The organism is Bifidobacterium pseudolongum subsp. pseudolongum DSM 20099, assembly GCF_000771225.1.
In the GTDB taxonomy this organism is placed as follows: Bacteria; Actinomycetota; Actinomycetes; order Actinomycetales; family Bifidobacteriaceae; genus Bifidobacterium; species Bifidobacterium pseudolongum.
Map to the genome: position 1 here is coordinate 192,751 of NZ_JDTZ01000003.1, position 20,986 is coordinate 213,736.

Sequence of the window (20,986 nt, forward strand, 5' to 3'; positions counted from 1 at the left end):
CGAATCAATGGCCAATGTCGAAGGTCATTCTACATGGTGCCCGTGCCCCGCTCCGTGCGTGTTCCGGGAACAAACCGCGCGCAGATGGCCGTAAGCTGTTCCTCGCGCTGGGCGTCGAACCCCAGTCCGCCGATCGCGCTCACGGTCTGCTCCCATTTGTCACGGATGCGCGCATGGGAGGCGGCGATGGCGCCCGTACGCTCGAACAGCGCGATCACTTCGTGCACCTGCGCGTCGGTGCGGCTGGGCGCGGCATACAGCGCACGCAGCCGCGCGGCGTCGGCGTCGCTTGCCGCGGCGAGCGCGTCGGCGAGCAGCACGGTGCGCTTGCCTTCGCGGATGTCCCCACCCACCGGCTTGCCGGTTGCACTCGACGAGCCGACGACATCGAGTAGGTCGTCGGCGAGCTGGAACGCCACGCCGAGCGGCAGGCCGATGGCTTCGGCATGGCGCTCGGCGGGCGTCTGGTCCATGCCGGCGGACAGGAATGCCAAGTGCAGTGGCGCGATGGTGGTGTAGCTGGCCGTCTTCCATCGGAAGACCTCGGCCGAGGCACCGCGTAGCGCGTCTGGGTCGTCGAGCGGCATGCGTTCGATCGCCAGGTCGAGCACCTGCCCGATTTCCACGTCGTGGTGCATCGAGATGAACGCCGTGCGCACATCCTGTGCATGGGGCAGTGCGGCGGCGGATGCCTCCATGATTGCGATGCATGCGGTGGCGAGCAGGTCGCCGAGCATGAGGCCGAGCCCCATGCCGATCGATTCGTTGGTGCGCGTGGCAAGCGCGCGGTGTGCCGACGGTTTGCCGCGGCGCATGTCGGAATCGTCGATGATGTCGTCATGCACGAGCGCGGCCGTCTGGAACACTTCGATCGCGCATGCCAGGTCGAGCACCGCGCTGTCCTGCGCGCGTTGCGTCTGGGCGGTGCGCGGTCCGCCCGCGGCCAACGGTTCCATGATTGCGTAGGCGTCCATCATCAGCAGGGCGCGCAACCGCTTGCCGCCTTCGCTTGAGGCCGCGGCCTGGGCGATGACCATGTCCATGATTGGCTCGAGCGCCGCGGGCACGTCATGGTGCGCGCCAAGCCCAACATATTGGCGCACCAGCTCACGGATGCGGGTTTCGATGTGCTGCGGGTCGTGACGTGTGAGTGCCATAGAGGTTATTCACGCACAGTGTTGCGACATTGCCGGGGCTGGTTTGACGGCCGCCTCGGCATGGCGCCCGGTGGTGTTCGCCCGCGGAAAATGTGGATGGAGGGGGCGTCCGACCACAGAGGCCGATCGAGATGGACAAGGAGTGACGGGATGGGCGATAGTGGGGTCACGCGCGGCAACGGTGCCACGCGGGGCGACCGGCCGGCCAGCAGGCGGAAAGCGAGGCATACCATGGAAATCAAGGAATTGGGCATCCGCGTCACGGCGACGCCGCGCGAGCCCCTCAACGAGCGGCTCGTCGACGAACGCGACGAACTGGCATGCGAAGCGCTCGATGAGCGATTCAGGCAACAGCGGCGTGAACTCGGTGTCGCACAGGCGTCACGGCTGTGGTTCGAACCGGTGTTTGACACATGGCGCACATGGATCGAGGATCCGCGGTTCGACGAGTTGGACTGCGAGGCGCAGGCGTTGTGCGAACTGGCGGTGACGGTCACTGATTCGTTGGCGATGCGCGACGCGTTGATCATGGCGCTCATCATGGGCGCGGACCAATGGAGTTGCGAGGAGATCATGGAATTCGCCGTGCATCCACATACGCGGGCAAGCGGCGACGCGATGAGCCGCATGCTCACCGAGGCGTTCGACAATCCACAGTCCAGACCCGACTGCGTGCGCGTGGAGCGCGGCATTGCGGCGCTCGAGCAGTGTGCGCAGGTTGTACCGGACCAATACTGCGCCCAACCGCTCGCCATGGCGGCGTACGCATGCTGGTGGATCGGTGACGCCAGGGCCATGCCCATGGCGATGCAGGCCGTGGCCATGGACGACGACGCGACGCTCGCGGGCATTGTGATCGCGGCGCTGCTACGCGATATCCACCCGGCATGGCTGTGCATGGCGAAGACGCCACGCGAGGCGTGCACGGCGGGGAAGGGGATGTGATGGAACGCGGGAATAATCGTCCGCGTTGCATGGTTAACTCCAATAGTCAGCGATTTGCCTTTGGCGGGAGTATGCCTTGCAGCGGGTCGCTCAACCATGAATATGGAGGAGGAACAGTTTGGTCACGAAGCAAACGTCGAACGCCGCTAAGAAGTCTGAGGGGAAGGCCTCCTCCAAGGCCGCCTCCACGAAGGCGGACGAGGCGCAGCAGGAAGACGAGGCCACCACGGCCAAGAAGCCGGCCAAGCGCACGACCCGCAAGAGCACGGCGAAGAAGACAGCAAAGGCCGCTTCACAGACGAAGGCACCGAAGAAGACCACCGCGCGCAAGTCCACCGCGAAGCCCAAGGACGACGAACCCGTCGACGATGACGAGGTCATGATCGACGAGGAGGACATCGACCTCGACGACGATCTCGACGACGTTGACGACCACGACCGTTTGGACGACGACGAAGACGACGAGCACAACGCCGACGACGATGCGGTGGATGACGAGGACGACGACGAAGAGGAGCCCAAGCCCGAGGAGCCCAAGGCCAAGGGTGCGTTCGTAGTCCGTGATGACGATGACGATGAGACGCTCGCGCCGACCGGCAAGAACCCCAAGCGCCGTGTGGTCACATCGGGCGCCACTGCCGACCCGGTCAAGGACTACCTCAAGCAGATCGGCCGCGTCTCGCTGCTCAACGCCGAACAGGAGGTCGACCTTTCGGAACGCATCGAGGCGGGCCTGTATGCCCAGCACCTGCTCGACACCGAAGGCGACACACTCGACTTCAAGCGCAAGCGTGAGCTCAAATGGGCGGCATCCGACGGCAAGAAGGCCAAGGACCACCTGCTCGAGGCGAACCTGCGCCTCGTCGTCTCGCTCGCCAAGCGCTACACGGGCCGCGGCATGCTCTTCCTTGACCTGATCCAGGAAGGCAACCTTGGTCTGATCCGCGCCGTCGAGAAATTCGATTGGAAGAAAGGCTTCAAGTTCTCCACGTACGCCACGTGGTGGATCCGTCAGGCGATCACCCGAGCCATGGCCGACCAGGCGCGCACGATCCGCGTGCCCGTGCACATGGTGGAAGTGATCAACAAGCTCTCGCGCGTGCAGCGCCAGATGCTGCAGGACCTGGGTCGCGAACCCACGCCGGACGAGCTGGCGCGTGAGCTCGACATGCCGGTCGAAAAGGTGCAGGAAGTGCAGAAGTACGGCCGCGAGCCGATCTCGCTGCATACCCCGCTCGGCGAGGACGGCGATTCCGAGTTCGGCGACCTTATCGAAGACACCGACGCGATCGCCCCGTCTGACGCCGTGGCGTTCTCGTTGCTGCAGGAACAGTTCAAGCAGGTGCTCGAGACGCTGTCGCCACGCGAAGCCGGTGTGATCAAGATGCGGTACGGACTTGAGGACGGCCAGCCGAAGACACTCGACGACATTGGGCGGGTGTACGGCGTGACGCGCGAGCGCATCCGCCAAATCGAATCCAAGACGATGTCGAAGCTGCGCCACCCTTCGCGCTCGCAGACGCTGCGCGACTTCCTTGACCAGTGATGCCTTGCGGCATCGACATGGGCTGCGCCTACACGCGGCCAACACCAGGAGAGCGCGAGCCCACGGGCTGCGCTCTCCTTTGCATGAGACGTGGCATGCGCCATATGGATGGAGAATGAAGGCAATGGCGAAGAAAGACTATGGTGCGGATTCGCTGACCGTGCTCGAGGGACTCGACGCGGTCCGCAAACGCCCCGGCATGTACATTGGCACGACCGACAGCCAGGGGCTCATGCACTGCCTGTGGGAAATCATCGACAACGCCGTGGATGAGGCGCTCGCCGGCGCCTGCACGCATATCACCGTGACGCTGCACAAAGACGGCTCCATCGAAGTCGCCGACAACGGCCGTGGCATTCCGGTGGATGTGGAACCCAAGACGAAGCTCACCGGTGTGGAAGTGGTGCTGACCAAACTGCATGCAGGTGCGAAGTTCGGCAACGCCTCATACAACGCCGCCGGTGGCCTGCACGGCGTGGGCTCGTCGGTCGTCAACGCGTTGAGCTCACGTCTCGACGTGGAGGTGGACCGCAACGGCCACACGTACCACATGGCCTTCCATCAGGGCCATCCGGGTGTCTACACCGACGTCGACCCGCTGCACCCCTCGCCGGACGCCCCGTTCAAGAAGACACGCAAGAACAGGCCGACCGAACTGGAGATCATCGGCAAGGTGCCGGCGAAGACGACAGGCACGCGCATCCGCTACTGGGCCGACCCCGAGATCTTCAACGCCTCGGCGGCATTCGATTACGACCAGCTCATCGACCGTGTGCGCCAGACGAGCTTCCTTGTGCCCGGACTGACGATCACCGTGATCGACGAGCACATCGACGAAACCGGCGACGCGGCCGTGGACGAGCTTGTGGAGACGGATGCCGCGCAGGCCCAGGCGGACCAGGCCGAAGCCATTGACGACGGGCAGCGTGCACACGACGAGTCGCAGGAACAACTGGATTTCGCCAGCAACGATGCGGAGCTCGACCAGGAGCGCGCCGAAGCGGGCTCCGTGGTGGAACTGGAGCCGGTGGCCACCCCAGTGGACACGAGTGCGCCCACACCGGGGCACCGGCGCGTCGAGGAATTCTGCCACACCGGCGGCGTCGTCGACTTCGTCGATTTCCTCTCGCATGGCGAACCTGTGTCGACCATCTGGCGCATCGCCGGGCAAGGCACCTACCATGAGGAGACGCAGGTCGTGGACGACTCCGGCAACCTGCACGCCGAGAAGATCACGCGCACCTGTGACGTGGACATCGCCCTGCGCTGGATCAACGGCTACGACACGACGGTGCGCAGTTTCGTGAACGTCGTGGCCACACCCGGTGGCGGCATGCACGTCGACGGCTTCCTGCAGTCGATCACCAAGCAGATCCGCAAGGCGGTCGAAGACAACGCGCGCAAACTCAAGGTGAACCTCAAAGACACGAAGATGAAGATCGAGCGTGACGACATCCTGGCCGGGCTTGTGGCCGTCGTCACCGTGCGCATCGCCGAACCGCAGTTCCAAGGCCAGACCAAGGATGTGCTCGGCACCGCGCCGGTCAAGCCGGTCGTGGCGCGCATCACCGACAAGCAGTTCACCGAGATGATCACCGGCTCCAAGCGCGGGTACAAGGAACAATCCGCGCGCGTGCTCGAAAAGATCGTGGGCGAGATGCACGCTCGCATCCAGGCCCGCAAGACCAAAGAGGTCACGCGCCGCAAGAACGCGCTCGAATCGGCGTCGATGCCACCCAAGCTTTCGGATTGTCAGCCGGGCAATGACGACGTGGCGGAGCTGTTCATCGTCGAGGGCGATTCGGCGCTCGGCACCGCCAAGGCCGCGCGCAACTCCGCGTTCCAGGCGCTGCTGCCGATCCGCGGCAAGATCCTCAACGTGCAGAAGGCGTCGCTCGCGCAGATGCTCTCCAATAAGGAATGCGCAGCGATCATTCAGGTGGTGGGCGCAGGGTCCGGCGCCTCCTTTGACATCGAACAGGCGCGTTACAACAAGATCATCATGATGACCGACGCCGACGTGGACGGCGCGCACATCCGCACCCTGCTGCTCACGCTGTTCTACCGCTACATGCGCCCGCTCATCGAAGAAGGGCATGTGTATGCGGCGGTGCCGCCACTGCACCGCATCGCCCTGACCGGCCCGCGCAAGGGCGAATACATCTACACGTATTCGGACGACGAGCTCGCCGGCAAACTCGCCCAGCTCGACCGCGACCACATCGGCTACGCCGACGACATCCAGCGGTACAAGGGCCTGGGCGAGATGGACGCGAACCAGCTCGCCGACACGACGATGGACCCGCGCACGCGCCTGCTGCGGCGCATCCGCATGGAAGACGCGGAGCAGGCGAACAGCATTTTCAGCCTGCTCATGGGCGACGAAGTGCCGCCGCGCCGCCAGTTCATCGTCGACAACGCCGACGACTTCGACCGTTCGAAGATCGACACCTGATCGCTCATGCGCGGGCGCGGCGGTCCGCGATCGCGCGCGCATACACCTGCTCGACTTCGTCCGTCACCGCTTGCACGTTGTACCGGTCGAGCAGCGCCTCCTCGCGCGCATGCAGCCGCCGCGCCCACGGTGCGTCGGTCAGCGCGCGCTCGATGCGCTCGGCGAGCACACGCGCATGGTCGGGTCCCACGGAGAACAGCGCATCCTCATCGCCGCGCATCGTCCACCGGTAGCCCGGATTGTCGCCGGCGAGCGTCACCCCCGCGCCGGAAGCGATCGTCTCCGGCAATACGATGCCGAACGTCTCGCCGCCGATGGCCGGGAACACGGCCACATCGGCGCTCGCCAACAGGTCCGCCTTGCCCTCGTCGACCGTGCCTACGAACTGGACCGGCGTGCGCAGCCGGGCGGCGCGCTGAACGCAGTCGTCCATGAGCGGGCCGTCGCCGGCGATCGTGACGTGCAGTCCGGGCATCGGGAACATGCCGTGCCTCTCGCCGTAGTCGAGCGCGTCGAGGAGCAGTTGCGCGCCTTTGCGAGGCACCAGACGGCCCAGGAACACGATGTGCGGATGTGCGGCGTCGCGCGTGGCCCTGTGCGCGGCCGTGGCGAATTTCTCGACGTTCACCGGGTTGGCGATGATCGTGCCGTGGGTGTGGGAGGTGAACTGCGCGTATTGCGCGGCGACCTGCGACACGGCGATCACTTCGTCGACGCGCCGGTGCGAATGGGCGTTGACCAGTCCGAGCGCGCGCCCGCCGTAGCGCGCCCGCCGGTCGATGGGCGCGATGTGGTACGTGGCGACCACGCCCGTCGACTGCGGAGCGCATTCGAGCACACGGCCGCCGAACAGCGGGCTGTACGGGGCCTGGATGTGCAGGATGTCGTAGTTGTTGTGCGCGAGCGCCGCGCGGATCTCGCGTTTGCGTACAGGCAGCGGAATGCGCATGCGGTTGCCGTTGAACGAGACCATCACATTGCGTGCGAGCGAGACGGTCTGCGGTACGGGGGAGTGATGCGTTTCACCCACAAGATAGTGCACGTCGTGCCCCCGCCGGGCCAGTTCGGTGCCGATGGTGATGATGTGCTGCTGCACGCCGTCCAGTGCGTCAAGGGTGTCGTCGAACACGAATCCGATAGTCAGGGCCATATGGGCCAGTGTAGTGGCATGTGGCAATTTCGAGGCGAGTCGAAGCGCCGCCGGCATTTTCTTGCCGGAGGAATATTATTTGTGCGTACAGTGATTGCAATTCGGCGACGATGACGAGGAGACGCGCATGGTGAATCTGCTGCTTGCCATAATCTACTTGGCCTTCATCTCGCTGGGCTTGCCTGATGGCCTGCTCGGCGCGGCATGGCCCACGATGAGCGCGGACATCCACGCGCCGTTGAGCTGGGCGGGCGGCATCTCGATAGTGATCAGCGCAGGCACGGTGTGCTCCGCGCTGTTGAGCGATCGGCTGACATTGCGCTTCGGCACCGGGCGCGTGACCGCCGTCTCTGTGGCCATGACGGCCGCCGCGCTGTTCGGGTTCTCGTTCGCGCCGAACTACGGCGTGCTTGTGCTTATGGCGATTCCCTACGGACTGGGCGCCGGCGGCGTGGACGCCGCGCTGAACAACTACGTGGCGGTGCATTACACGAGCCGGCACATGAGCTGGCTGCACTGCATGTGGGGCCTCGGCGCGCTCATCGGCCCGTACATCATGGGCTTCACACTCGCACATGGCGACGGCTGGCAGTGGGGCTACCGCTCCGTGGGTATCCTGCAGGTCGTGCTGACTGCCGTGCTGATTTTCAGCCTGCCGTTGTGGCGCGCCCGCGGTTCGGCCGCACAGCTGGAAGAGGTTGTGACGATGCCGGACGGCGATGGCGCGGTGGAACCAAAGGAACCGGCGAAGCGCAAGCCCTTGGGATTTCTTGGCGTGCTGCGCATCCCCGGCGCGGTGCAGATCCTCATCATGTTCTTCTGCTATTGCGCGGTGGAACAGACGGCCATGCTGTGGGCCAGCAGCTACATGGTGGGCGTGGACCACATCGGGGAGAGCCAGGCCGCGAATCTGGCGAGCCTGTTCTTCATCGGCATCACCGTGGGCCGTTTCCTCAGCGGCTTCCTGACCATGCGCATGAGCGATCCGCAGATGATCCGGCTTGGCGTTGTGCTGTTATTCGCGGGCATTGTGGTCATGCTGCTGCCCATCCCCGGCATCGGCAACACCGTGGTTGGCTTTGTGCTGGTCGGCTTGGGGTGCGCGCCGATCTACCCGTGCGTGATCCATTCCACGCCCACCTATTTCGGGGCGGACCGCTCGCAGGCCATTGTGGGCGTGCAGATGGCATGCGCCTACATCGGCACGATGCTTGTGCCGCCGCTCTTCGGCGTGATCGCCCAAGCCACCACATTGGCGTTGCTGCCATGGTTCCTGCTCCTGTTCTCCGCGGCCCTCATCGTGATGCACGAGTGGCTGCGCGCCAAGACCCATGCCAAGTCCGACTCTGTGACCGACGCCGCCGCACACTGAGCAGGACTGCGCCGCCGGTGGGTCGTCGTTCGCACTGGGCGTGCGCGGGTGGGCAGACCGGCGCCGCCGCTTTACGATGGGCACCATGGCACACGAACAGATACATGGGGGCATCGTGCGCGCTGGCACGCCCGGCGTCTCGCTGCAGGTCATCCTTGGATTCCTGGCTATCGGTCTGCCCGAGGCACTGCTCGGCGCCTCCTGGCCGGCCATGGGTGCGGGGGTACACGCGCCGCTCGTGGCTGTGGTCGGCATCGCCGCGGTCCTCGCCGCAGGCTCCGCCGCGGCGGCGATAACCGCGGAGCCGGTGGTGCGCCGGTTCGGTTCCGGGCGCACGGTCGACATGGGCGTGGCACTTACCGTGCTTGCGCTGTTGGGGTTCTCATTCGCACCGCATTATTGGGTGCTGCTCGTATTCGCGCTACCGTATGGCATTGGATCGGGCATGCTTGTGGTGGCGTTGAACGCGTATGTGGCCGTGCGTTCGGCGAACGCGCGCATTACCTGGCTGCATGCCACGACCGCGTTCGGTGCGCTCGTGGGGCACACGGTGCTCGGCTGGATCATCGCGGACGGCGCCGACTGGCGCTGGGCGTACCGCACGATCGGCCTTGTGCAGCTTGCGCTCGCCGTGGTGCTTGCGGCAGGCACACGTCGATGGCGTGACCATCTGACCGCCGCCCAGATGGCCCAGCTGGGTGAGACGCCGTACGCGCAGGGGGATTGGCGGCACGACATGCGCCGGCCGCATGTGGTGCGTACGCTTATGGCCATGCCTGCGGCGGTGGCTGTGATCGTCTTGATGTTCGCCACCACCTCGGTGGAACAGACGACGATGCTGTGGGCCAGCAGTTACATGGTGCACGCCGGCGGTATGTCCATCCATACGGCGGGCGTCTACGCCAACCTGTTCTTTGTGGGGTTGGTCGCCGGCTCCGTGGTGGCGGGCGTTGTGGCCCTCAAGGTGCGCGATGTGTGGATGGTCGTCGGCGGCATCGCCGTGCTGCTCGGTGCGGTTGTACTGATGGTGGTGCCGATGGCCGGCCTGTGGCGCGCATTGACCGCGCCGGTACTGTTGGGCGTGGGCTGTGCGCCGATTGCACCGGCTGTAGTGCATGCCACCCCGCGCTTGTTTGGAGCGGCGCGCACGCCGGCGATGATCGGGATGCAGACCGCTGCGGTCTCGCTGGCCACCTTGGTCAGCCCTGTGTTGTTCGCCGGGGTAGAACGCGTGTCGGGGTCGATGCATGCCCTGCCGTGGTATCTGCTGGGATTCACGGTGATCGCACTTGCGGCATATGCGCGTGTGTTGCGCGTGGCGCGCTTGCATGCGCGCGGTGAGTGACCGATAATCGAACATATGTGCGAATGCTTGGAGAGTTTCACCGCCCCCACACGGGCATGGTTCGAACGTGGCTTCGGCGAGCCGACCGAAGCGCAGCGTCTGGCGTGGCCGGCGATCCATAATGGCGAGAACGTGCTCGTCATCGCGCCCACAGGCTCGGGCAAAACACTTTCGGCGTTTCTCGCGGCGATCGACGGCATCATCGCCCGCAAGGCGCGTGCGGCCGGTGGCAAGCACGGCTGCAAGCGCCCGCGCAAAGGCGTGCGTGTACTCTATATCTCACCACTCAAGGCGTTGGGCGTGGATGTCGCGAAAAACCTCGAAACGCCGCTCAACGGCATCCGTGAGGAGTATGCGCGCATGGGCCTGGCCGTGCCCGAGGTCTCGATCGCCATGCGCAGCGGCGATTCCACGCCGCAGGAACGGCGCGCAATCGTCAGCAGGCCGCCGGACATCCTGGTGACGACGCCGGAATCGCTGTACCTGATGCTCACATCGAAGGCCCGCACCGTGCTCGACACCGTGCAGACGGTGATCCTCGACGAAGTGCATGCCGTGGCCGGCACCAAGCGCGGGGCCCACCTCGCGTTGAGCCTGGAGCGGCTCGACGACCGGCTTGAGACACCACCACAGCGCATCGGACTTTCCGCCACCGTGAACCCGGTGGATGAAGCCGCGGCGTTCCTCGGCGGCAGCCGGCCCGTCACGATCGCCCAAGCGAGCGGCAGGCCGGCACTCGACCTCAAGGTCGTGGAGCCGGCAAGCTGCATGGGCGACGGCGGCGGCAAGACAGACGCCGCAAAGCCCCATACACCGCAGTCTTCCGGCTCTATCACCGGCGTCACGCCGGCAATGCAGCGGTTGGCGGAGCGCAAGGCCCGTGAAGCCGGTCGCCCGGCAGCCGCAACGCCATCGGCGGCCGTCCATCGAGGTGGGAGCACAGCCCGAGCCGGTAGTGGGGCGCCAGCGACGGTCGCTGCCAGCGCCGAACCCACCGCCTCGGTCTGGCCACTGATCCAGCGCAGCGTGCTCGACGAAGTACTTGCACACCGCACCACGCTCGTTTTCGTGAACTCGCGTGGACTCGCCGAACGGTTCACGGCCCAGCTCAACGACCTCTACTTGGAGCGGCAGGGTAAAAGCCCCGACCTGTCGAACGAGCCGGCGCATTACGGGTCGCTCATCGGATCGACGACGAAACTCGTCGGTCCTGTGGCGCCGCAGGACGCCATCGCGATGGCGCATCACGGCTCCGTGTCGAAAGACCGGCGCAAGCAGATCGAGGAGCAGCTCAAAGCGGGAAAACTCAAATGCGTCGTAGCCACAAGCAGCCTCGAATTGGGCATCGACATGGGTTCGGTGGATCTGGTCATCCAGTTGGCGCCGCCGCTGTCGGTGTCGTCCGGCCTGCAGCGCGTGGGACGAGCCGACCACCGCGTGGGCGGGGTGTCGCATGCACTCATCTACCCGGTGACGCGCGAACAGATCATCGGCGCCGCCGCGAGCGTCGAAAGCATGCTCGCCGGCGCCATCGAGCCGCTGCGTGTGCCCAACAGCCCACTCGACGTGCTCGCGCAGCAGACGGTGGCCGCCGCGAGCCTCGAGCCGATCAGCGCCGATGCATGGTTCCGCACCGTGCGCCGTGCCGCCCCGTACCGCACGCTGCAGCGCGACATGTTCGACGCCGTGGTGGGCATGGTCACCGGCGCCTATAACGGTGAGGAGTTCTCCGCGTTCCGGCCCCCACTCGTGTTCGAGGAGGAATCCGGCATGCTCGCCGCCCGCCAAGGGGCGCAGCGCCTCGCCGTGACCAGTGGCGGCACGATCCCCGACCGCGGTCTCTACACGGTGGTGCTTCCCGAAGGGGAGGCCGGTACGGGCCCGCGGCGCGTCGGTGAACTCGACGAGGAGATGGTGTATGAATCGCGCGTCGGTGACATCATCACCTTGGGCACCACATCCTGGCAGATTCAGGAGATCACCAACGACCGCGTGATCGTACTGCCGGCCCCCGGGCGCAGCGCGCGCCTGCCGTTTTGGCATGGCGACGGCGACGGCCGCGATTACCGTTTCGGTCTGGCGCAAGGCCAATGGGTGCACGACGTGGCGCAGGGGCTTGTGGGCGCCGGCCAGACGCACCCCGATGCCCCGCACGCCCCCGGCCCGCGCTTCACGAATGCCGTGCAGGCCCGCCTTGTCCAAGATGGCCTCGACGCCAACGCCATCGACAACCTGGCACGGCTGCTGGCCGAGCAGCGCGCCGCCACCGGCGTGGTGCCCGACGCCACGCATGTGGTGATCGAACGCTGCCGCGACGAGGAAGGCGACTGGCGCATCGTCGTGCACACGCCATTCGGCAGGCGCGTGCACGAGCCATGGGCGCTCGCGATCAACGCCCGGCTGTTGCAGCGCTATGCCGTTGACGGCCAGATCTATGCGGCTGACGACGGCATCCTCATCCGTCTGCCCGACGGCGACGGCCGCATCGACATCGCGTCGCTCATCGCGTTCGACCCGGACGACATCCAACGCATCGTCGAGGCGCAGGTCTCGGGCAGCGTGCTGTTCGCCGCGCGGTTCCGCGAATGCGCGGCGCGCGCGCTGTTCATGCCACGCACCGATCCGGGCAAGCGGGTCCCACTATGGCAGCAGCGCCTGCGGGCGGCGCAACTGCTCACGGCGGCGCGCGCCCACAAGAATTTCCCCTTGTTGTTGGAAACCGCGCGCGAATGCCTGCAGGACGTCTACGACGTGCCCGCCCTGCGTGAGGTGCTGACCCGCATGCAGGCGGGACTGATCGATGTGCATGACGCGGAGACGGCCGTGCCGTCACCCATGGCCGAGCATCTGCTGTTCGGGTTTGTGGGGTCGGTCATGTACCAATACGATGTGCCGCAGGCCGAACGCAATGCGCAGCTGTTGTCGATGGATCCGCAGGTGCTGGAACGTCTGCTCGGATCCGATGATGTGTCTTCGGTGCTCGACGGCGGCGTGATCGATGCGGTCGCGGCCCAACTCGCCGAGCGCACGTTCTGGAACGACCTCGACGACGGCGATGTGCGCGGGCGTGTGCACCGCTATGCGGTGACGCACGCGCCGTTCACCGCCGACCAGATGATCGCGGATCTCAGCGTGCCCGCACAGGCGGCGGTCCACGAACTTGACGAGCTGCACGCTTCCGGCCAGATGTTCACCGGCAGGTTCGACGACCGGCTTCCGGTGGATGTGCCGCAATGGGTGCACGCCGATGTGCTCAAGCGCATCCGGTCGAAATCGCTCGCCAAGGCCCGCAAAGCGGTCAAACCCGTGGAGGCGGCGCAATTCCAGTCCTTTGTGCTTGACCGGCAGGGTGTGGGATCCCTTGGTGGCGAACGCTACGAAGGCGTGGATGGCGTGATGCGCGTCGTGGAGCAGCTCGAAGGCGTCAGTCTGCCCATCAACGTATGGGAGGAATCGGTGTTTCCGGTGCGTGTGCGTGATTACCGGCCTGCGCTGCTGGACGAACTGATCGCCAGCGGCGAGGTGGTGTGGACCGGCGCCGGCCCGGCCGCCAGCAAGGAGCGGTTGGGAGCAGTGGCGTTCTATCCGTTCGATTCGGTGCAATTGCAGGTGCATTGTGCATCGCACGCCAACACACCGTCCGGTGAGGGGCTCCAGCCGGAAAACGAGATGGGTATGGCCGACGCCATTGTGCGGGTGTTCGAGGAAGGTGGCGCCTACGCGGCGAACCAGCTCGAACAGCGTGCCCGCGCGATATGGGAACAACACCCTGAGTCGATGATCGACCCCGCAACCGGCGAATTGGTGGCGGCGGGATGGTCGACTGCCGCGTTCGAAGACGCGTTGTGGGGATTGGTGCGCGAGGGCCGCATCACCAACAGCGCATTCGCCGTGGCCCGTGCAGCAGCCAGTGGCACGGTGAGCGCACGCATGCCATCCTCCTCGCGCAGGCGCGCACGCGTACATATCGCCCAACCCGTGGCGCTCACGGGGCTCTGGTCGCTGGTCACGGCAGTCGGAGAGCCGTGCACGCCGGAAGAGCAGGCAATCGACTTGGTGGATATGCTGTTGGACAGATACGGCGTGGTCAGCCAACCCGTCGTCGAGCAGGTGGGGATCCCCGGTGGATTTTCCGCCATCTACCCGGTGCTCAAACGCATGGAAGAGCAGGGCGTACTGGCGCGCGGCATGTTCGTCCGCGGGTTTGGCGCGGCCCAATTCGCCCAACGCGAGACGGTAGATGTGCTGCGCGAGTATGCGAACGGCCCGTCGAGCACGGTGTCCCTGGACGCGACCGATCCCGCCAACCTGTATGGGGCGGCGATGTCATGGCCTGATCCGGCAGGGATGGGCGATACGCACGACGATGCGTCGGCGTCCGCATCGCCGGAGGAGCGCAGCCCCGCCAAACCGATCCGCCGTGCCGACGCCTGCACGGTGATACGCGGCGGTGAGGCACTGCTGTACATCGGCGTGAAATCCGGCCGTCTCGTCATGTTCACGAGTGTGGAAGCGTTGCAGGAGCAGGCGTGCAAGGCGCTTGCGGATATGCTGCACCGCCATATGGGCGGCAGTGTGACCATCAAGGATTGCAACGGTGTGCCGCTCACCCAACGCGGTGGCGTCACCGTGGCCTTGCGTGCCGCGGGATTCGCACCGAGCCCACAGGGCATGAAGCTGTACCGGTGAGCACGCGGCCCGGCGGTTGCATGCTGTGAGCAAACCATGGCCTATGGTTGGTGCACGCCGCCGTACAATGACTGGCGCACCATTCGGTGGGCGATAGGGGTGGTGCACCGAACAACACGAGAGGACGAACGCCTTGACCTATATGCTGCTCGCGCTGCTACCAGCTGTGTTCCTTGGATCCAACAGCATCATCACGGCAAAGATCGACGGCAAACCGAGTCAGGGTACCTTGGGCACCACCATCGGTGCACTGCTGTTCGCCATTGCGGTGTCGCTGTGCTATGTGGTGCCCCACGCCGGCTGGGCCTTCGCCTACAATCCACGCATCTGGGTCGTGGGGCTGTGTTCGGGCGTGTTCTGGACAATCGGCTCGTTCGGGCAGTATTCCGCACTCAAACCCCTCGGTGTATCGGTCGCCATGCCCATCTCCACCGCTGGTCAAGTGGTCGGCAACGCGCTCATGGCCGCCATTGTGCTGGAACAGTGGACCACGCTCCATGTGTGGGCCGTGGGCATGCTCGCTATCATCCTCGTGACCGCCGGTGCGGTGATGTGCTCGGCGCGCGACCACACCGAAGGCGCCGTGCAACGCTCGCCGAAGGACGTGCGGGCCGGGCTCACCGCACTGTTGTTCTCCACGCTCGGCTTCATGATGTACTTCCTGTTCCCAAACCTGCTGCACAAAACCGGCTTCATTGGCGACGACATCTACAATGCGCCCAGCGGCGACGGCCTGTACTACATGACCTCGGTCATCCTGCCACAGGCGGTGGGGCAGGTGCTCACAGCGCTCGCGATCATCACGTTCATCGAAAAGAACACGCAGCTCATCGTGGCCAAGAAGACCGCCCTCAACATCATCACCGGCCTGGCGTGGGCCGTCGGCAATGTGCTCGTCTTCATCTGCGCGGCGAGCCCGCATGTGGGGCAGGCCATCGCCACCACGTTCTCGCAGCTCGGCGTGATCGTCTCCACGTATGGCGGCATCGTGATCCTGCACGAACACAAATCCAAACGCCAGATGGCGTTCATTCTTTTTGGCACGGTACTGATTACCGTGGGTGCCGTGCTCATGGGCATGTTCACCACGCGTTGATCGCATAACACAAGGGGGCCTGCGGCAGACTGCCGCAGGCCCCCCTCCTATATCATGCCACGTATGTGATTGGTGCCGTGAGCTCGGTGCCCGAGCCATCGCGGCGCATGTCCGGCTGTGGCAATGCCACCGGATGGCCATGCTCGGTGCAGGCCACGAGCGGATAGTCGCCCACATAGGCCTTGACGAGTGTGTTCTGGCCCTTGAGGAACCGCTGCGACCGCACGCCACCGGTCGCGCGGCCCTTGGTGGGGTAGAGGCTGAACGGCGTCAGCTTCGCAGATCCATTCTCGGTACCGGGCAACGCGTCGGCATCGCCGGCGACCGTGAGCACGACGGCGCCATGTGCGGCTTCGGTCACCGCGCCCTGATCATCGGTCTGCGCCTCATGCCATGCCACCTGCGCTGCAGGCACGATAGCGCATGTCAGGACCGTGCACCCCTCGGCAAGGCGGATGCCCGCCATGCCCGCGGCCGTACGCCCCTGCGGGCGCACCAGTTTGGCATCGAAGGTCAGCAGCGAGGAATCGGAGGAGACGAACACCACACGGTCGCCGTCTGCGGCCTCACGTGCGGTGAGCAGTTCGTCGCCGTCCTTGAGGTCGATGATGCTCCACGAATCCATCGTCGTGGGCGATTCGCGGTTCCACCGCTTGATCACGCCATGGCGCGTGCCGAGGGCCAGGGGGAGCGGATCGCCGTCTTCAGGGATGGCCACTGCCGCAATCACCCGTTCACCACGCACCGGCTCCATATGTTCGGTCGACGCCACCAATTCGGCCGCATCGATGCCGCCGGTCACACTCAACGGTTCGGAGACGGCGATGGACGGCAGTTCCACCGCGTGCGCCAACACAAAACGGCCTGCGGATGTCACGAGGCCATACGTGGCCCGTGTGCTCGTGTGGATCATCGAGACGATCACATCATTGCCGCTCTGCACGGCGGCGGGATCCCTCATGCGCCATGCGTCCGCGGCCTTCGGATCCATGCGGCCGATCAGTCCAGTGGCGCTCAACGCGATGACGCACGGTTCGTCCTCGATCTGCAATGCTGCGGCCATGCCGGCGTCGCTCGCCTTCTTGGCTGCGGCCACATCCGCGGCGGCGTCGGAGACCTTCGCGGCGTTGATTGCCGCCGTGTGCGCGAAATCGGCCAAGGAATCATCGCCGTGCGTCTTCACCGGCGTCAGTGAGCCGTCCTCGTTCTCGTCGAGCAGCACCGTGCGACGCGGCGATCCATAGGTAGCTACGGCATCGTCCATCTCCTGGATCACCACGGCGTCGAGCGATTCGGCGGAAGCGAGGATCGCTTCCAGCTCCTCGATGCGCCGGCGCAAGTCGTCGCGTTCGGCCTCCAGCTCGATGCGGCTCATCTTCGTCAGGCGGCGCAGACGCAGGTCCAGAATGTACTGCGCCTGGATTTCGTCGAGGTCGAATACCTGCATCAGCCGGGTCTTCGCCGTGTCGGCGTCTTCGGACGAGCGGATCACCTGAATGACCTCGTCGATGTCCACAAGCGCGAGCAGCAGTCCCTCCACCAAGTGCAGCCGTTCGAGCGCCTTGGCGCGCCTGAACTCGCTGCGCCGACGGATCACGCCGCGGCGGTGCCCGATCCACACGTCGAGCATCTCGCGCAGGCCCATCGTGTGCGGACGGCCGTCCACAAGCGCCACGTTGTTGATCGTGAAGTTCTCCTGCAGTGGCGTGTGCTTGAACAGCTGGCTGAGCACGGCGGCCGGGTCGAAGCCGGTCTTCAGTTCGATGACGATGCGCGTGCCGTTGTGTCGGTCGGTCAGGTCGATCGCATTGGAGATGCCTTCGAGCTTATGGTTCTTCACGCCTTCCGAAATGCGCTCGAGCACGCGCTCGGGGCCCACCATGTACGGCAGTTCGGTCACGACGATCGCCTTCTTGCGGGCCGTCACGTTCTCCACATGCGTCGCAGCGCGCGTGGTGAGCGAGCCGCGGCCCTGCGCATAGGCGTCGCGGATGCCCGCGCGGCCGATCACAATGCCGCCACCGGGCCAGTCCGGTCCGGGCACATACTGCATCAGGTCGTCGAGTGTGGCGTCAGGGTGGCGCATCACATGCTTGGCCGCGGCCACGACCTCGCCGAGGTTGTGTGTGGCCATGTTCGTGGCCATGCCGACGGCGATGCCCGAGGCACCGTTGACGAGCAGGTTCGGAATCGCCGCGGGCAGCACTTCCGGCTCCTTGAGCTTGTTGTCGTAGTTCGGCGTGAAGTCCACGGTGTCTTCGTCGATGTCGCCGTTCATGCCGAGCGCCGCCGGCGCCAGACGCGCCTCGGTGTAACGCGAGGCCGCCGGACCGTCGTCGAGTGAGCCGAAGTTGCCATGGCCGTCGACGAGAGGCAGACGCATCGCGAACGGCTGCGCGAGACGCACCATGGCCTCGTAGATCGCGGAGTCGCCGTGCGGGTGCAGCTTGCCCATGACCTCGCCCACCACGCGCGCGGACTTCATGTAGGGGCGTGCGGGCAGCAGGTTCATCTGGCCCATCTGGTAGATGATGCGCCGCTGCACGGGCTTGAGGCCGTCGCGTGCATCAGGCAGGGCGCGCGCGTAGATGACCGAATACGCGTATTCGAGGAACGACTTGCTCATCTCCTCACCGAGCGGCGTCTCGACGATGTGCTCCTTGACCGTGCGCGGATCATATGCTGTCGCTGCCTGCGACTTGCGACGTGAAACCATGCTGCCTGCTACTCCCTAGAACGACGTGAACCGTATTATTTTAGCAATTCGTGCGGTCCATGAGCGGTGCGCCGAGCGAACGCGGTGGAGTCGGGTGGCAAAGGTAAAGACACGCGCCACCGCGCCCAACGCGCGTCCGGCAACCGCGGCATCATGGAAAGCATGAGCATAGACGTCCCCGACATGCGAACCCTGCTGGAATTCGTGCCGACCGCGCACTACGGCGACACACTGGCCACACCGCCGCGCATGGACGTGCCCGCGCCATTCACACCGGCGAGTGTGGAACCCCGTGGCGGCGCGCTCCATATATCGTCGGTGCTGCCGGCGCTGTCCGCCGCGATCGGCGCGCCGGTCGAGACCACGGTGCACCATGACGCCGGTACGCTCCAACGCGCGCTTGGCATTCCGCAGGCGCGCGCCGCGGTTGTGGTGCTTGTGGACGGCCTGGGCTATTGGAACCTCGCGATGCGCCTCGCGCATGCGAACTATCTGCGCGCGTTGATGAAAGAGCCCATCAACCAGCGCCCCATCTCCACATGCGCGCCAAGCACGACGACCGCTGCCATGGCCACGTTTGGCACCGGCACTTGCCCGGGCTTGACAGCCATGACCGGCTACACACAGCGCAACGCGCGCACGGGCGTGATGAGCCAACTCATCCAGTTCCGCGACGCCGAGCCACCGGAGGAACTCCAGCGTGAGCCCACGGCGTTCGAACTGCTCGCCAGCCGCGGCGTGCGTGTGACGAGCGTGGGATTGAAGCGCTTCAAGTCGTCGCCACTGACCCGCGCCACCCTGCGTGGAGCGCATTACCTCGGTTTCGACACCCCGCTGGCCCGTGTGCGTGCAGCCGCGCAGAGCGCGCAGGAACCGGGGCTGACGTACCTGTATCTGCCCGATGTGGACAAGACCGGGCACGCCGAAGGCTGGGAATCCGAGGACTGGGTCGTGCAGTTCGAAAAGATCGACGACCAGCTCGACACGTTGCGCAGGCTCGCCCCGCGCGGCACGGCGATTGTGGTGGTGGCCGACCACGGCATGGTGGCCGCGGACCCGGCAGAACGCATCGACATCGCGCTCGACCCGCAGCTTACGCAAGACGTGGCGATGGTCGGTGGCGAGCCGAGGTCGGTCATGCTGTATGCGGGCGAGGGATGCGATGTCGCGGCGCTCGCCGAACGCTGGCGCACGCGGCTTGCGGGCAAGGCATGGGTGCGCACGAAAGACGAGGCGGTCAATGCCGGCCTGTTTGGGCCGGTTTCGGCGCATACGCGCGAAGTGCTCGGCGATGTGATCGTGCAGGCCGCGCGCAATGTGACGCTTGTCGATTCACGCACGCAGACCGAAGGCGCAATGAGCATGCCTGGCGTGCACGGCTCGCAGACGATGCTCGAAATGGATGTGCCGTGCATCATCGATATGGTGGACTGATATCGCGGTTGTGTGTCAGTCCTTCGGCGCCTTGCCGAACATGATCTCATCCCAGCTGGGGATGGGGGAGCGGCGCCCACGATGGGCCGGTTTGGCGGCCGGCCGCTCATCTGGCTGTTCCTGCTCGGCCTGCACGGCCTCGACATGCACATCATCCGGGGTGTCGGACGACGGTGTGTGATTATCGGTCGGCTCTGCCGATGTGCCAGCAGGCTGTTGTGCCGGTTTCTCAGGTGCGGTGGTGGCGGTCTCTTCGGTGGCGCTTGCAGGCTGGGCGGACGCGGTGCGGGACTCACGCTGTGCAGTCTGCGATTGTTCATTCCAAGCGGAGACGGTCATCTCGATGCGCGCGGACCGCGCGGAGTCACCCGGCAGATCGGCGGTATTGGGCAGTGCCTCATTGAGCGCCGCATCCTGGTCGCCGGTTTCCGCCGCCCGCATGGTATTCGCCTCGCCGATGAGCTTGCGCGCGGCGTTGTTGATGCACACCACGGTGTTGTCGTGCATGTTCCACGACCATTCGGCGTGGATCGGGTGTCCTGCGGATTGGAACGACGCGATGATGCACCATGGTTCGAGTCCGCGGCGCGTGGCCTTCCACTGCACGGATTCGCGTGGGATGCGCGCGGCCACAAGCGTGCGTTCGATGAGCTCGGCCAAGGTGTGCACGCGCGATTCCTTCGGGGCGCGCACACGCAGGAACTGTCCGATCGCATAGTTTTTCTCGGATTCCACGGGGGTGGCGAAGCGGCGCACGAGCGCGCTGTTGAGCGCGTATTTGCGCGCCACTTGATCGGGGTCCGCCCCTGCGCGGATCAGCGCTTGGATCTGCGAGATGGGCAGTGTGCTCTGCTGGTGCACAGGCTTGTCGTCATGCTGTTCGGCGCGTATCTGCTTGGCTTCGAGGATTGCGCGTTCCAAGGCGTCATTGAGCTCTACGATGAAATGGCCATGGTCTGTGGAGAAGACGAGCGCCCCTTCGCCGGTCACATGATCAAACTGGGCAATCGGGTATGATTCCGTTGGCACAGGGCACCTCGTTTCTTCCACAATGTGAACAGTTTCCATTGTGCCCCACGTG

The 20,986-nt window shown here is 65.5% G+C and carries 12 protein-coding genes; 8 read left to right on the forward strand and 4 right to left on the reverse strand.

The window, feature by feature from the left end:
• Window positions 1–29: 29 nt before the first annotated feature.
• Window positions 30–1,157: a polyprenyl synthetase family protein gene (locus tag OU02_RS03060; protein WP_033488718.1), complete on the reverse strand. Its 1,128-nt coding sequence runs from the start codon at window positions 1,155–1,157 to the stop codon at window positions 30–32.
• 231 nt (window positions 1,158–1,388) lie between these two features.
• Between OU02_RS03060 and OU02_RS08255 the strand changes: the two genes are divergently transcribed.
• The 3 genes from OU02_RS08255 to OU02_RS03075 all read left to right on the forward strand — a co-directional run bounded on the left by OU02_RS08255 (window position 1,389) and on the right by OU02_RS03075 (window position 6,103).
• The gene (locus OU02_RS08255; protein ID WP_051918235.1) at window positions 1,389–2,102 is read left to right on the forward strand and encodes a hypothetical protein; all 714 of its coding nucleotides are present in this window, start codon (window positions 1,389–1,391) and stop codon (window positions 2,100–2,102) included.
• Window positions 2,103–2,202: 100 nt separating this feature from the next.
• Window positions 2,203–3,648, forward strand: a complete 1,446-nt coding sequence (locus OU02_RS03070; RefSeq protein WP_101428721.1) for an RNA polymerase sigma factor — start codon at window positions 2,203–2,205, stop codon at window positions 3,646–3,648.
• Between the two features lie 124 nt (window positions 3,649–3,772).
• A complete protein-coding gene (locus OU02_RS03075) occupies window positions 3,773–6,103 on the forward strand; it encodes a DNA gyrase/topoisomerase IV subunit B (protein ID WP_033488720.1) in 2,331 nt (776 codons plus the stop codon).
• 4 nt (window positions 6,104–6,107) lie between these two features.
• Here OU02_RS03075 and OU02_RS03080 read toward each other — a convergent pair whose 3' ends face one another.
• Entirely contained in the window at window positions 6,108–7,253 is a 1,146-nt protein-coding gene (locus OU02_RS03080) for a glycosyltransferase family 4 protein (RefSeq protein WP_033488721.1), read from the reverse strand.
• A gap of 127 nt (window positions 7,254–7,380) precedes the next feature.
• Here OU02_RS03080 and OU02_RS03085 point away from each other — a divergent pair, with 127 nt between their 5' ends.
• From OU02_RS03085 to OU02_RS03100, 4 genes are all read left to right on the forward strand, one after another.
• Window positions 7,381–8,625 (forward strand): MFS transporter, encoded by a 1,245-nt coding sequence (locus tag OU02_RS03085; RefSeq protein WP_033488915.1) that lies wholly within the window; start codon window positions 7,381–7,383, stop codon window positions 8,623–8,625.
• A gap of 85 nt (window positions 8,626–8,710) precedes the next feature.
• Entirely contained in the window at window positions 8,711–9,970 is a 1,260-nt protein-coding gene (locus OU02_RS03090) for an MFS transporter (protein WP_160248848.1), read from the forward strand.
• Between the two features lie 15 nt (window positions 9,971–9,985).
• A complete protein-coding gene (locus OU02_RS03095) occupies window positions 9,986–14,659 on the forward strand; it encodes a DEAD/DEAH box helicase (RefSeq protein ID WP_033488723.1) in 4,674 nt (1,557 codons plus the stop codon).
• A gap of 142 nt (window positions 14,660–14,801) precedes the next feature.
• Window positions 14,802–15,755: a GRP family sugar transporter gene (locus tag OU02_RS03100; protein WP_033488724.1), complete on the forward strand. Its 954-nt coding sequence runs from the start codon at window positions 14,802–14,804 to the stop codon at window positions 15,753–15,755.
• 52 nt (window positions 15,756–15,807) lie between these two features.
• Here OU02_RS03100 and OU02_RS03105 read toward each other — a convergent pair whose 3' ends face one another.
• Complete coding sequence (locus OU02_RS03105) at window positions 15,808–18,471, reverse strand: DNA gyrase/topoisomerase IV subunit A (protein ID WP_033488725.1); 2,664 nt, start codon at window positions 18,469–18,471, stop codon at window positions 15,808–15,810.
• Between the two features lie 162 nt (window positions 18,472–18,633).
• On the opposite strand from OU02_RS03105, the gene OU02_RS03110 reads away from it, so the two are divergent.
• Window positions 18,634–19,905, forward strand: coding sequence for an alkaline phosphatase family protein (locus OU02_RS03110; protein WP_033488917.1), 1,272 nt, complete (start codon window positions 18,634–18,636; stop codon window positions 19,903–19,905).
• Window positions 19,906–19,920: 15 nt separating this feature from the next.
• On the opposite strand, the gene sepH is transcribed toward OU02_RS03110, so the two are convergent.
• Window positions 19,921–20,934, reverse strand: coding sequence for a septation protein SepH (gene sepH, locus OU02_RS03115; protein ID WP_033488726.1), 1,014 nt, complete (start codon window positions 20,932–20,934; stop codon window positions 19,921–19,923).
• Window positions 20,935–20,986 lie beyond the last annotated feature (52 nt).

Bases quoted from the DNA above. Each gene is read 5' to 3' on its own strand.
- OU02_RS03060 (WP_033488718.1), bottom strand. From the start codon at position 1,157: ATGGCACTCACACGTCACGACCCGCAGCACATCGAAACCCGCATCCGT.
- OU02_RS08255 (WP_051918235.1), top strand. From the start codon at position 1,389: ATGGAAATCAAGGAATTGGGCATCCGCGTCACGGCGACGCCGCGCGAG.
- OU02_RS03075 (WP_033488720.1), top strand. From the start codon at position 3,773: ATGGCGAAGAAAGACTATGGTGCGGATTCGCTGACCGTGCTCGAGGGA.
- OU02_RS03080 (WP_033488721.1), bottom strand. From the start codon at position 7,253: ATGGCCCTGACTATCGGATTCGTGTTCGACGACACCCTTGACGCACTG.
- OU02_RS03085 (WP_033488915.1), top strand. From the start codon at position 7,381: ATGGTGAATCTGCTGCTTGCCATAATCTACTTGGCCTTCATCTCGCTG.
- OU02_RS03090 (WP_160248848.1), top strand. From the start codon at position 8,711: ATGGCACACGAACAGATACATGGGGGCATCGTGCGCGCTGGCACGCCC.
- OU02_RS03095 (WP_033488723.1), top strand. From the start codon at position 9,986: ATGTGCGAATGCTTGGAGAGTTTCACCGCCCCCACACGGGCATGGTTC.
- OU02_RS03100 (WP_033488724.1), top strand. From the start codon at position 14,802: ATGCTGCTCGCGCTGCTACCAGCTGTGTTCCTTGGATCCAACAGCATC.
- OU02_RS03105 (WP_033488725.1), bottom strand. From the start codon at position 18,471: ATGGTTTCACGTCGCAAGTCGCAGGCAGCGACAGCATATGATCCGCGC.
- OU02_RS03110 (WP_033488917.1), top strand. From the start codon at position 18,634: ATGAGCATAGACGTCCCCGACATGCGAACCCTGCTGGAATTCGTGCCG.